The sequence below is a fragment of the Pseudomonas sp. TJI-51 genome, assembly GCF_000190455.2.
In the GTDB taxonomy this organism is placed as follows: Bacteria; Pseudomonadota; Gammaproteobacteria; order Pseudomonadales; family Pseudomonadaceae; genus Aquipseudomonas; species Aquipseudomonas juntendi.
In genome coordinates this window covers 8,252-21,345 of the sequence record NZ_AEWE02000127.1, presented here as the reverse complement: position 1 = coordinate 21,345, position 13,094 = coordinate 8,252, and the positions used below count along the sequence as shown (strand labels likewise).

The following is a 13,094-nucleotide window of genomic DNA, read 5'->3' as shown; positions in this document are numbered from 1 at the left end:
CGGATTGCACGAGAGGAAGTAATGGAAAAGTCCGAGCACGAATCTGTGAGCGTACCTGATTTAAAGTGGGTCATGACCTTGAAGGTTGATATCTCTGTGCATGAGAACTTGGGAGAGTGTTGCGAAGGTTGGCGCAGCAACTACCCGATCACGGGGGGTACCTTTGAAGGCCTGGGTTTTCGTGGGCGTGTTTTGCCTGGGGGAAGTGACCAGTATCTTGAGCGAAGGGACGGCGTAGGGGAGCTGGATGCCCGGTACAGCCTGTTAACGGATGCCGGAGAACTCATCAATATCCACAACACAGGCCGCCTGCTTCTCGACGAGGAAGGACGACGCTTGAGCGCGGAAGGCGTGTGGCCATTGAAGCAAGAGCGCTATCGCTGTACCTGCACACCGGTCTTCCAGGTGGCTAATGGGCCTTTGAGCTGGTTGCGAGATCACGTGTTTATTGGCCATGTCAGCTATCCCGCTGAAGGGCAAGTTCACATTGCCTGTTACCGTTTAGCGTAACAGGCGTCGTCGACATAGGCTGGTCTTATGTATTGAGGCCCACCCTGGTCGTCCGCCAAGCGGCGACCAGCAGGATCTAACAAAAATATGAATACACAATCAGACAACGTCTTGCGCGCAGCCTGCATTCTCATTGCGGCAGGATCCATTCTTGCCGTAGGCATTCAACCGATTTTCATCGGCCTCTTAGTCGAGCGCCTGGGGTTAACGCTCGCTCAGCAAAGCAGCGTCATGTCAGCCGAAATGTGTGGTTCGATTTTTGGCACGTTGGCATGCGTTCCGATCATGCGCCGGTTTAGTGTTCGCACTACGGCACTCTTGGCTGCATCCGCGTTACTCGTAAGCAATCTATTCACTGCTCAGGTTTCTGATGTTTCGATGTTGATGGCGGCTCGTGTCGTTGCCGGAATAGGATCGGGGATCCTGTACGCCTATTCCATTTTCGGCCTCGGAGGGTTGCGCGACCCTGATCGCTCCTATGGGGTGCTGCTGTTCATGCAAACAGCGCTTTTTGCTTTCTCGGCTGCGACAGTACCGCTGATTGCAGGGCGTCTGGGTTTCGGGTGGGCAATCAATTACCTGTCGATCTGGTTCGCCTTGATCTGCTTCGCGTGCATGTTTTTGCCTCGGACAACCGCTCCCAAGCCCAAAAATACAACCGACGCGAATGCGAAGAGTCTTTCGGTCGTTGGGGTGTTCTCCCTTATCGGGATGGTCTTGCTCCAAGTGTCCATCTATTCGCTTTGGGGGTTCGTAGAGGGCATAGGCACTGACGCGGGAATCGGGGCCGTGGAGATCGGTTGGGCCTTGAGCGTCGGTTTGCTGGGTGGTTTGCCCGGAGCCGCATTGCCAAGCCTTCTGGGCAAGAAGCTCGGGCGAGTGCCGATGATTCTTACGGGCTCGACGATCGTATTGGCGGCCATCGTCATGTTTGCAACCGCCATCAGAAGTGCCGTTGATCTGGGGATCGCCGTGTTTCTTATGAACGTTGGCTGGAACCTTGCGCTGTCGTACTACATGTCGTCGGTCGTCGCCCATGATCCAACGGGTCGGCTCACTCGCATGGTGGGGAGCCTGCAAGTCATCTCTGCCGCTGCAGCGCCAACGATTTTGATGGTGCTCATCGGTAACCAAGGTCGGCAGGAGATTTTTACCCTATCGGCGGGCTCGGTGTTGCTGGGCGGTCTATCGATGGCGGTGATGCTGGTACTCAACCGCAGGCGCAAGACCGAAGCTGATTTTGCTATTCAGTAAGGCTGTAGGAATGTCATCCCCCTTTGGGCGGTGGGCGCAGCTCCACTCATGATTAGGGCTAATTGACCTTTAGATCAACTACCTCTATCGGCGCACCCGCCTGAACATGATTCCGGGAGGCAAGGCAGGGCCTCGTTACCTCAGGGAATACTCGATCCTTCGAAAGGGGCAGGTGGTCACTCCGGATGAGCGTGAGGGCATCCTGAAGGCCTGGCTGGATGAGGAGATCAAGACCGCAAGCTACCTCCGCTCAGCCTCGCCGAGCGTTGGCAGGACGATGCATGGGCGTCTGCACAGATCTGCAGCCGTTCTGACCGGCTATCAATCACGCAGATCACGGCCATTCGCGAGCTATCCGTCAGTCATCCGGTTGATGAAATAGCACATCGCACTGGCGCCACAATTTCTCAAGTCCAGCGTGTGATTGCCCGCAAATCCTACTCCCGCGTCATTTGAGTATTGGCTCAGCTCCGGCCTCCTTGAGGCGATCAACCTTTGTATACTGCCGCGTATGTCGTAGGAGTACACATGAGTTCGTTGCCGATCAATGCCGCGTTGCCGGCCCTTCTAAAAGCCCTTCAAGAGCGAGATGAAGTGGTGCTCCAAGCACCGCCTGGCGCCGGTAAAACGACGCGCGTTCCCCTCGCGCTGCTCGATGAGTCCTGGCTTCAAGGGCAGACAATCATCATGCTCGAACCTCGCCGCCTTGCGGCGCGCGCTGCTGCGGAGCGCATGGCGAGTGAGCTGGGTGAGAAGGTCGGCGAAACCGTGGGCTATCGCATTCGTCTCGACAGCAAGGTAGGCCCGCGTACGCGCATCGAGGTAGTTACTGAAGGTATCCTGACGCGCCGCCTGCAAAGCGATCCTGCGCTTGAGGGGGTGGGTCTTGTGATCTTCGACGAGTTCCATCTGCGAAACCTGGATGCCGATCTCGCGTTGGCATTGACGCTAAATGGACGTGAGCTGTTCCGGGACGATGCTCCGCTGAAAGTACTGCTGATGTCGGCAACCCTTGAGGGCGAGCGGCTGTCACGCTTGCTGGATTACGCACCGATCGTGTCCAGCGAAGGGCGGATGTACCCGGTGTCGACGATCTGGAGCAGGCCGCAGCAGCCCGGTGAGTACCTCGAACCCCGGGCCATCAGTGCGTGCCTTGATGCTCTCGACGAGCAGACAGGCAGCTTGCTTGTATTCCTGCCAGGGCAGGCTGAGATCCGTCGTGTTCAAGCAGGGCTGGAAGACGCTTTAAGAGCCTCGCCATCTTTGCAGCAGAACACACTCCTATGCCCGCTGCATGGTGAACTCGATCTGAATGAGCAGCGTGCGGCGATCGATCCCGCCCCACCTGGGAAGCGCAAAGTGGTGCTGGCAACCAACATCGCCGAGACCAGTATCACCATTGATGGTGTGCGCGTAGTCATCGATACAGGCCTTGAGCGGGTTCCGCGCTTCGACCCACGAAGTGGGATGACGAGGCTGGATACTCAGCGGATATCCAAAGCCAGCGCAACCCAGCGTGCAGGTCGTGCAGGCCGGGTTGAGCCAGGGGTGTGTTATCGCCTGTGGTCTGAGGCCCAGCATGAGCAGATGGCTGGATTCAGTGCCCCCGAAATTCAGCAAGCCGACCTCACAGGCTTGGCGCTGCAACTCGCTAAATGGGGTGCAGAATCGGGTGACCTACGATGGCTTGATGCGCCGCCTCCAGCGGCATTTTCACAAGCGAATGACCTGCTCCGCCGCCTTGGCGCGCTGCAACAAGATGGGCAGTTGACCAAGCATGGCCAAGCGATGGCAGAGCTGCCCAGTCATCCACGCATTGCACATCTGTTGTTGCGTGGCCATGAGCTGGGCCTCACTGAGACAGCGTGCAACATTGCAGCCCTGCTCGGCGAGCGAGATATACAGCGTGGCAGCGGCGCAGATTTGCACAGTCGGCTGGCCATTCTTTCAGGGGAGCAAAGGGCTCAGCGATCAGAGCAAGCCGGCGCCCAACGAGCGAAGCAATTGGCGAAGCAGTACCGTTCATACATGCGCGGCTCAGCATCGCAACCCGTCGCTGATCCTGATCACCCTCAATGGGTGGGCTGCCTCTTGGCACTCGCCTATCCCGATCGTGTTGCGCAACAGCGCCGAGCTGGAGGGGCTGAGTATCGGTTGGCGAATGGTCGAGCGGCGATGTTTACAGAAGCTGATGCGCTGATGAAACATCCGTGGTTGGTCATTGCTGATTTGGGCAGTCGGCAGGGCCAGCGCGAAGAACGGATCTACCTGGCTGCCGATTTGGACGAAGCGTTGTTCGACACTGTCCTGAAAGAGCAGGTCACCCAGGTGGATGAGCTCGATTGGGATGAGCGAGAGGGCGTCCTTTGTGCTGAGCGGCAGGTGAAAGTGGGGGAGTTGATCCTGGCTCGCGCACCCCTGGCCAACCTCGACGATGACGCCCGTGTTCAGGCCCTGCTCAACTACGTTCGCCGCAAAGGCCTGGAGCTTTTGCCGTGGACACCAGAGCTACGTCAGTGGCAGGCGCGAGTTGAGTTGCTGCGCATTCTGGATGAAGAGGCAGGGAGCCCAAGTGAGTGGCCTGATCTTCGTACTGAAGCCCTGCTGGTGTCGCTTGAGGTGTGGTTAGGTCCGTATGTGGGAAAGGTCACCCGGCTAAGCCATTTCGGTCAGCTGGACTTATCCTCCATGCTCCGCAATTTGCTGCCTTGGCCTTTGCCGCAGCAGCTCGATGCACAGGCACCTCAGACGATTCCAGTCCCCTCAGGTTCGAATATTCGCATCGATTACAGTGAACGTCCCCCGGTGCTTGCTGTAAGACTGCAGGAGCTGTTCGGGCAGGCTGATACACCACGCATTGCAAATGGACGACAGGTGCTCAAGCTGCATCTGCTATCGCCGGCACGCCGTCCGGTTCAGGTTACCCAAGACCTTGCGAATTTCTGGAAGTCCACTTACGGCGATGTGAAGAAAGACTTGAAGGGGAGGTACCCGAAGCATTTTTGGCCGGATGATCCACTGATCGCTCAAGCGACTGCGCGTGCCAAGCCCAGAGGCACATGATCGACAGGAGGCGCGCAGGGGCGGAAGGCATTTTGCCAAACTGAGGATTCAGAGCGCTTCCAAGGGCAGCATAAAACTGCCCTATTTTATGCGCTCACTGCAAAGCGCCGCGTACTTTGTACTACTGGTGCGCTTAGCCTCGCTTCGTCGTAATTGGGGATATGTCGCCCATACCGCAAATATCTCCTCGTCAAGAAAGCTACCCAAGGTTCGAGACGCCCGTGAGGTTTTACGAGGTGAGCTCTAGAGTGTCAATGTTGGGTCTGAAGCGAACGTGCGGCTGGCGGATAGGCTGTCAATGTCTGCCGTAATCGACCTGCAGATAGTCAATCTTTGGAAGCAACATTGACAGTCAATGCCGTTTTTGTCTGAACTGGCTGACGCCCGTATGTTTCGGGGGCTACACGTTGTCAATCAATCAGGGAGGTAGGTCATAGAAAAGACTACTGGCCAGACGACCCACTGGTGGCGGAGGCCACGGCCCGGACGAAGCCGCGCGGCACCTGAAGGCGGCGCAGTGCCCCTGCACGTGCGCAGGCGACCGGGAGGGCGCCCTCAGGCGCCGGCTTTTTCTTCCAGCAACATGAACAGCCGGTAGAGCACCACTGTGCTGAACAGCTGCAGGAAGCCGCTGAGGCTGTCCATGGCCAGCTCCATGGCCGGCGATGGCTCGGGGAACGCCATGAGCAGCAACCCGTCGATCAGCCAGATCGGTGCCAGCACCGCGACCACGCAAACCATGATGCGCATGAAATGCCCGGTGGTCATGCTGGCGCTGTCGCGCATCGCCTGCACCACCGGCCGGCCACGCAGTACCAGCAGGTACTCGGCGAACACCAGGTTGATCATGATCCACACGCCCGGGAAGACGAACAGGGCCAGGCCCGCCATGATCAGCAGCGAGCTGATCAGGATCAGCAGGGCCAGTTGCGGCCACAGCTGCAAGGCGCGGGCGAACAGGTCGCGCTTGGCGATGTCCTGGCCCTGGCTACGGGTGTCCAGGTACAGGATCAGGGCGGCGCTATACAGCGGATAGCACAGCAGGCTGATCAGCATGCCGTAGGCAGGCGATGCCTGGTCGCCCAGTTGCCGGTACAGCAGTTGGGTGAGCAGGGCCTCCAGCACGACCAGCGGCAGGCACAGCTGGATAATGTTCGGCAGGTGGCGGCGGAAAAAGTACAGGGAGTCGCGCAGGACGCTCAGCGGATTCATCGGGCTATATCGCATGGCAGTAAAAACAGGTGCATCACTTTAGCCCAAAGCAGGCGTGGCGCTGTCACTTGCTGAAAAATGTTTCACCCTTGCAGCGATTGAATCGCGCGGCGCAACGCCCCATCTTTGACGTTGTCCGTTGTCCCGCTACCCATGAGGTCGCCCCATGAACACTGAAGAACAAACCCTGATCGACGGCCTGTTCGGCCGTCTCAAGCAAGCCGAAGACCCAAGCCAGNNAAAGCCCCAAGCCAGCCGCGCGCCCCGCAGGCCCAGGCCTGCATCGAGCAGCACCTGCGCCAGCAGCCGGCGGCACCTTACTACATGGCCCAGGCGATCCTGGTGCAGGAAGCGGCGCTCAAGCGCCTCGACGAGCAGAACAAGCAACTGCAGGCCGAGCTGGAACAGGCCCGTGCCCAGGCGGCCCAAGGCAGCAACAGTGCGCCCAGCGCTGGCGGTGGCGGTTTCCTGTCCAGCATTTTTGGTACGGGCGGGCGCGCTGCAGCGCCGCCGGTGCNNCCCCCGCGGGTCCAGCCACAGCGGCCTGCGGCTGCGGTGCCATCGGCTGGCGGCTGGCGTGAGCCGGCGGCCCCGGCCTACGCGCAACCGCCGGCACAGCAGCCTGGCGTGGGCGCTGCGCCGGCACGCAGTGGTGCCAGCAGCTTCCTCGGTGGGGCCATGCAGACCGCCGCCGGTGTGGCCGGTGGTGTATTGCTGGCGCAAGGTATCAGCAGCCTGTTCAACCACAACTCCCAGCCCGAAGAGGTGGTCGAGGTGATCAAGGAAGAGCCTGCGCCGGCCAGTGACAGTGGTGGCTGGGATGACCAGGGCGGGCAGCAGCAAGTGGCCGACAATGGTGGCTGGGGCAGCGACCAGGGTGGTTACGCCGACACCGATTACAGCAGTGATGACGGTGGGTTCTTCTCGGACGACGACTCCTACGTCTGACAGGTCTGGCATACTGCTGGCATTTCCGGGGCTGCTCAGCGGCCCCGGTATTCCAGGCCAGACACGAGGTTCCCAGGTGAAAAAGATCGCGCTGTTCGCCGATGTGCAGAACCTCTACTACACCGTGCGCCAAGCCCATGGTTGCCATTTCAACTACACCGCCCTGTGGGCCGATGTCTGCCGCGAAGGGCAGATCGTCGAGGCCGTGGCGTATGCCATCGACCGCGGCGACAGCAAGCAGCAACAGTTCCAGCAGATCTTGCGCAACCTTGGTTTCGACGTGCGCCTCAAACCCTTCATCCAGCGCAGCGACGGCTCGGCCAAGGGCGACTGGGACGTGGGCATTACCCTGGATGTGATCGACGCCGCCAGCCGGGTCGACCAAGTGGTGCTGGCCTCGGGTGACGGCGATTTCGACCTGCTGCTGGAGCGGGTGATCCAGCGCCACGGCACTGAGGCGGTGGTGTATGGTGTGCCCGGGCTGACGGCGCTGTCACTGATCCGTGCCGCCAGCCGCTATGTACCCATCGAGGGTAAGTTGTTGCTCAAGCACTGAGGTCATTCGTGGAACGTATCGCTGTCATCGACTTTGAAACCACCGGCATTTCCCCCGGTGCCGGCTGCCGCGCCACCGAAGTGGCGGTGGTCATGCTGGAAGGCGGGCGCATTGTCGAGCGCTACCAGAGCCTGATGAACGCCGGTGTGCCGGTACCCGCATTCGTCGCCGGGCTGACCGGCATCACCACGGCGATGCTGCGCAGTGCGCCGCCGGTCGACAAGGTCATGAACGAGGTGGCCGAGTTTGTGGGTGAGACCCCGCTGCTGGCGCACAACGCCGCGTTCGACCAGAAGTTCTGGGATTACGAACTGGCGCGCATCGGCCGCAGCCGCAGCCAGTCATTTGCCTGTTCGCTGTTGTTGTCGCGGCGCCTGTTGCCGGCAGCGCCGAACCACAAGCTGGGCACCCTGACCCGCTGGGCGGGGCTGCCGGACACCGGTAATGCGCACCGGGCCATGGCCGATGCCGAAATGGCCGCCAACCTGATGCAGCACCTGGCCGGCGTGTTGCGAGAACAGCATGGTGTGCAGCAGCTCTCGCATGGCCTGCTGTGCCGGTTGCAGAAAACACCGGCAGCCAAGCTGCGCGAGGCGCTGGTCAAGTATGCTTGAGGCGTGGTCGGCGCTCGCTTCAAGCGGCGCCCGCTTCAAACCGAACGCACCGAAAGTGTGCCGCTCATTTCTAGCCATTCTGTAACTTCTGTTCGCTCAGGCAGGCCCCTAGACTGTTCACCCGTAAACGGATTTCGAGTGTTCCAATGCCTGCCTCCCGTCGCATTCCCTGGTTGCTCATCGGCGCTTTCCTGGCGCTGTACCTGGTCTGGGGCTCCACCTACCTGTTCATCCGCATTGGCGTCGAGAGCTGGCCACCGATGCTCATGGCCGGTGTGCGTTTCCTGATCGCGGGTAGCCTGCTGTACGGTTTTCTGCGCTGGCGCGGTGCGCCGGCACCCACGTGGCCGCAATGGCGGGCTGCCGGGGCAATCGGCTTTCTGCTGCTAAGTTGCGGTAACGGCGGGGTAACGGTGGCCGAGCACGCCGGCGTGGCCTCGGGGGTGGCGGCCCTGGCGGTGGCGACGGTGCCGCTGTTCACCTTGCTGTTCGGCCTGCTGTTCGGGCACCGCAACTCGAAACTGGAGTGGGCAGGCATTGCCCTTGGGCTGCTGGGTATCGCCCTGTTGAACCTGGGGTCCAACCTGCAGGCGAGCCCGATTGGCGCAGCGCTGATCATTTTTGCCGCGGCCTCGTGGGCATTCGGTTCGGTGTGGAGCAAAAGCCTGCCCCTGCCACAGGGGCCAATGGCCAGTGCCGCAGAAATGCTGGTGGGTGGCGCAGTGCTCTTGTTGGGCAGCCTGCTGTCGGGCGAGCGCATGACGCAGGTACCAAGCGCTGCCGGCTGGGGCGCGTTGGCCTACCTGGTGTTCTTCGGCTCTATCCTGGCCTTCAGCGCCTATATGTACCTGCTCAAGCACGTGCGCCCGGCAGCTGCCACCAGCTATGCCTACGTCAACCCGGCCGTGGCGGTGCTGCTGGGGATCCTGTTTGCCGGTGAACAGATCGGTGCCGAAGAGTGCGTGGCGATGGCGGTGATCATTGGCGCAGTGGTGCTGATCGGCCTGCCGCAGTGGCGCAAGTCTGCCAAACCCGTATTGCCGTTGAAAGGCGAAATCTGCAAGTAGGCAGGGGCGATGCGGTAAACTTGCCGGCTTCGCTGAACCCCTGACGGTATTGCCATGAATTTCGCCCAACTCGGCCTGATCGAACCGCTGCTGCGCACCTTGCAGCAGCTGGCCTACACCACCCCCACACCGGTGCAGGCCAAGGCCATTCCCGCCGTGCTGGCCGGCCGCGACCTGATGGCCGCGGCCCAGACCGGCACCGGAAAAACGGCAGGCTTTGCCCTGCCGGTACTGCAGCGCCTGGCCCTGGAAGGCGAGAAAGTGGCCAGCAACTCGATCCGTGCCCTGGTGCTGGTGCCGACCCGAGAGCTGGCCGAGCAGGTGCACAACAACGTGCGCGAGTACGCCGAGAACCTGCCGTTGAGCACCTATGCGGTGTACGGCGGGGTCAGCATCAACCCGCAGATGATGCGCCTGCGCCGTGGCGTCGACCTGCTGGTCGCCACCCCTGGCCGGCTGCTCGACCTGTTCCGGCAGAACGCGGTCAAGTTCAACCAGGTACAGACCCTGGTGCTGGACGAAGCCGACCGCATGCTCGACCTGGGCTTTGCCGAAGAGCTGCAATCGGTCTATGCCGCGTTGCCACGCAAGCGCCAGACTTTGCTGTTTTCCGCCACGTTCTCCGAGCAGATCCGCCTGCTGGCAGGGCTGGCCCTGAGTGACCCGCTGAGTATCGAAGTCAGCCCACGCAATGCCGCTGCCGCCAGCGTCAAGCAGTGGCTGGTACCTGTGGATAAAAAGCGCAAGGAAGACCTGTTCTGCCACCTGATGCGCAAGCAGCGCTGGAAGCAGGTGCTGGTGTTCGCCAAGACCCGTAACGGCGTCGACCAGTTGGTGGCGCGCTTGCTGGCCGAGGGTGTGAATGCCGATGGTATCCACGGTGACCGCCCGCAGGCGACCCGCCAGCGCGCGCTGGACAGCTTCAAGGCCCGGGAAATCCAGGTGCTGGTGGCCACCGACGTGGCTGCCCGTGGCCTGGATATCGACGATTTGCCGCTGGTGGTCAACCTGGACCTGCCCATCGTTGCCGAGGACTACGTGCACCGTATCGGCCGCACCGGGCGGGCGGGCAACAAGGGCGAGGCGATTTCGCTGGTGTGCGCCGATGAAGTGCAGCTGCTGGCGGCGATTGAGGTGCTGACCCGCCAGACCCTGCCGCGTCATGAAGAACCGGACTTCATTCCGGATCACCGGGTGCCGATGACCGACGCCAGTGGCCAGGTGATCAAGAAGCCGAAGAAGCCCAAAAAGCCGAAAGAGAACAGCGCCAAGCGTGGCTTGGGGCGCTGGATGGACAGCACCGAGGGGGGCAATGCCGAGCCTGCAGTGAAGGCAGTGCGCAAGGTACCAAGCTTCAATGGCGGGCCGCGCAAGCGCAAGCCGTAGCCTCGCGGCGCCCACAGTGGGGCGGTGTCAGCCCTGGGCTTTGAGCCATTGTGCAGCCGCCCGCCCGGCGTGCTGCCCGCTGGCAAAGCACGCCGTGAGCAGGTAGCCCCCGGTCGGTGCCTCCCAGTCCAGCATCTCGCCGGCACAGAACACCCCCGGCATGCCTTTGAGCATCAGCCCTGCATCCAGCCCCTCGAAACGCACACCGCCGGCGCTGCTGATCGCTTCATCCAGCGGTCGCGTGCGCACCAGGGTGATTGGCAGGGCCTTTATCGCCTGCGCCAACGCTTCAGGGCTTGCAAAGGTTGCAGGGTCGGTCAGCTCGCGCAGCAGTGCGGCTTTTACCCCATCGATACCCAGCTGGCTGTGCAGGTGCTTGGCCATGGAGCGCGAACCCCGTGGCCTGGCCAGTGCCTGGGCAATCTTGTCCACAGGCTTGTCCGGCAACAGGTCAAGCAACAGCACGCCCCGGCCATCGCGGTTGATGGCCTCACGCACCGGCGCCGACCAGGCATACACCAGGCTGCCTTCCACACCTTGCGCGGTGAGGATGAACTCACCTTTGCGCGGTGCACTGCCAGGCACGCTGAGGGCGATGTTCTTCAGCGGCGCGCCGGCGAACTTGTCTTTCAACAGCGCGCTCCAGCCGGCCACTTCGAAACCGCAGTTGCTCGGTTGCAGGGGCGAGATATCCACAGCCCGTTCGGCCAGCAGCGCTTGCCAGCTGCCGTCGGAACCCAGGCGCGCCCAACTGCCGCCACCCAGCGCCAGCACCAGCACAGCGGCGTTGACCAGGCGTTCGCCCTGTGGATAAGCGATCCGCAAGGCCCCCTCGGCGTTCCAGCCGAGCCAGCGATGGCGGGTGTGGATAACTACCCCGCTGTCGCGCAGGCGCTTCAGCCAGGCGCGCAGTAACGGCGCGGCTTTCATGTCGCTGGGGAATACCCGGCCTGATGTGCCGACGAAGGTCTCGATGCCCAGGCCGTGAATCCACTGGCGCAAAGCATCCGCGTCGAACTCGCCCAGCAGCGTGCCGATTTCACCTTGGCGTTCGGCATAACGGGACACGAACGCGGGGTAAGGCTCGGAATGGGTGATGTTCATGCCGCCGACACCGGCCAGCAGGAACTTGCGGCCCACCGAAGGCATGGCATCGAACACCTCGACCACCAAGCCTGCCTGGGCCAGGGCTTCAGCGGCCATCAGGCCGGCGGGGCCGCCACCGATGACGACAGCAAGGGGAGGCGATGCGGGGTTGAAATCGGGCATGATGGGCAGCAGGCTGTGGAAAAGAGGCGCATTCTAGCGCAGCGCTGCCCCCGGAAGCACTGGTCAAAAAACAACCAGTGTTCTACAGGCCTTGCTGGTCAAGGCCTGCAGCGGCTTTCCCGCAGGTTATCCACAAGCGGTTCCACAGTCATTGTGAACAACCGATGACACGCGCTGCGCTGTGGTGAAGGATGCCGTGGCGTTTGGCCAGGGCCACCCGGTCCTTGCTGTAGCCGCCGCCGATCACACCCATTACCGCAATATCGCGGCCCAGGCAGTGGCGCAGCACGGCCTCGTCGCGGGCGGCCACGCCGGCGTCCGTCAGTTGCAGGTAGCCCAGCGCGTCGTCCTTGTGCACATCGACGCCGGCGTCGTACAGCACCAGGTCGGGTTGATACAGCGGCAGCAGGTAGTTGAGGGTGTCGTCCACCACGTTCAGGTAGGCGGTGTCGCCCATGCCCCGCGGCAGGGGAATGTCCCAATCGCTGTTGGCCTTGCGTGCCGGGAAGTTCTGTTCGCAGTGCAGCGAGACCGTGATGGCCTCCGGGGTATCGTGCAGGATGCGTGCGGTGCCGTCGCCCTGGTGCACGTCGCAATCGAAGATCAGCACCCGCTGGACGCGGCCGGCCTCCAGCAGGTAGCGGCTGATCACTGCCAGGTCATTGAAGATGCAGAAGCCGGCAGGGTGGTCGTAGTGGGCATGGTGGGTGCCACCGGCCAGGTGGCAGGCAACGCCATGCTGCAGCGCCAGTTCGGCCGTCAGCAGCGAGCCGCCCACGGCCCGTACGGTGCGCCGGGCCAAGGCTTCGCTCCAGGGCAGACCGAGGCGACGCTGGTCTTCGCGGGACAGCTCGCCATTCATGTAGCGTGCGATGTAGTCGCGGTCGTGGGCCAGGGCGAGAATATCGTTGGGGCAGATGTCTGGGCGCAGCAAGGCCTGGTCGGTGGTCAGCCCACTGTCGACCAGGTGGTCGTGCAGCAGGCGGAACTTGTCCATCGGGAAGCGGTGCTCGGCAGGGAACTCCGGGCTGTAGTCTTCGTGGTAGATCAGCGGCAACGGCATGGGGGAGGTCGCGGTCAGGGCCAGTGCTGATCTTGCCATGGCCGGGACAGCTTTGCTGCCCAATCGCCGGCAAGCCGGCTCCCACAGGGACCGCATCGGGGCTGACAGGTGTTTGCCACAAGGTATGCAGCGCCTGTTAGAGCGAGCGCCGC

General features: G+C 62.0%; 10 protein-coding genes and 1 pseudogene. 8 read left to right on the top strand and 3 right to left on the bottom strand.

Features of this window, described 5'->3' with window-relative positions:
• The first annotated feature begins 21 nt into the window (after positions 1 to 21).
• The 3 genes from G1E_RS23330 to hrpB all read left to right on the top strand — a co-directional run bounded on the left by G1E_RS23330 (position 22) and on the right by hrpB (position 4,827).
• A complete protein-coding gene (locus G1E_RS23330) occupies positions 22 to 510 on the top strand; it encodes a DUF3237 domain-containing protein (RefSeq protein WP_033690911.1) in 489 nt (162 codons plus the stop codon).
• An 87-nt stretch (positions 511 to 597) separates the two neighbouring features.
• A complete protein-coding gene (locus G1E_RS23325) occupies positions 598 to 1,764 on the top strand; it encodes an MFS transporter (protein ID WP_009685420.1) in 1,167 nt (388 codons plus the stop codon).
• Positions 1,765 to 2,292: 528 nt separating this feature from the next.
• The gene (gene hrpB, locus G1E_RS23320) at positions 2,293 to 4,827 is read left to right on the top strand and encodes an ATP-dependent helicase HrpB (RefSeq protein WP_009685421.1); all 2,535 of its coding nucleotides are present in this window, start codon (positions 2,293 to 2,295) and stop codon (positions 4,825 to 4,827) included.
• A gap of 555 nt (positions 4,828 to 5,382) precedes the next feature.
• Here hrpB and G1E_RS23315 read toward each other — a convergent pair.
• Entirely contained in the window at positions 5,383 to 6,039 is a 657-nt protein-coding gene (locus G1E_RS23315) for a YciC family protein (RefSeq protein ID WP_009685422.1), read from the bottom strand.
• Positions 6,040 to 6,205: 166 nt separating this feature from the next.
• On the opposite strand from G1E_RS23315, the pseudogene G1E_RS23310 reads away from it, so the two are divergent.
• The 5 genes and pseudogenes from G1E_RS23310 to G1E_RS23290 all read left to right on the top strand — a co-directional run bounded on the left by G1E_RS23310 (position 6,206) and on the right by G1E_RS23290 (position 10,610).
• A pseudogene (locus G1E_RS23310) lies at positions 6,206 to 6,987 on the top strand (DUF2076 domain-containing protein).
• Positions 6,988 to 7,063: 76 nt separating this feature from the next.
• On the top strand, positions 7,064 to 7,543 hold the full coding sequence (locus G1E_RS23305; RefSeq protein WP_009681780.1) for an NYN domain-containing protein: 480 nt from the start codon (positions 7,064 to 7,066) through the stop codon (positions 7,541 to 7,543).
• A gap of 8 nt (positions 7,544 to 7,551) precedes the next feature.
• Complete coding sequence (locus tag G1E_RS23300) at positions 7,552 to 8,157, top strand: PolC-type DNA polymerase III (RefSeq protein WP_009681781.1); 606 nt, start codon at positions 7,552 to 7,554, stop codon at positions 8,155 to 8,157.
• A gap of 146 nt (positions 8,158 to 8,303) precedes the next feature.
• Positions 8,304 to 9,224: a drug/metabolite exporter YedA gene (gene yedA / locus G1E_RS23295; RefSeq protein WP_047150148.1), complete on the top strand. Its 921-nt coding sequence runs from the start codon at positions 8,304 to 8,306 to the stop codon at positions 9,222 to 9,224.
• A 54-nt stretch (positions 9,225 to 9,278) separates the two neighbouring features.
• Positions 9,279 to 10,610: a DEAD/DEAH box helicase gene (locus G1E_RS23290; RefSeq protein ID WP_047150147.1), complete on the top strand. Its 1,332-nt coding sequence runs from the start codon at positions 9,279 to 9,281 to the stop codon at positions 10,608 to 10,610.
• A 27-nt stretch (positions 10,611 to 10,637) separates the two neighbouring features.
• Here G1E_RS23290 and G1E_RS23285 read toward each other — a convergent pair whose 3' ends face one another.
• Positions 10,638 to 11,879 carry a TIGR03862 family flavoprotein gene (locus G1E_RS23285; RefSeq protein WP_009681786.1) on the bottom strand — a complete coding sequence of 414 codons (1,242 nt, stop codon included), beginning with the start codon at positions 11,877 to 11,879 and terminating at the stop codon, positions 10,638 to 10,640.
• A 148-nt stretch (positions 11,880 to 12,027) separates the two neighbouring features.
• On the bottom strand, positions 12,028 to 12,942 hold the full coding sequence (locus tag G1E_RS23280; protein WP_009681787.1) for a histone deacetylase: 915 nt from the start codon (positions 12,940 to 12,942) through the stop codon (positions 12,028 to 12,030).
• Positions 12,943 to 13,094: the final 152 nt, after the last annotated feature.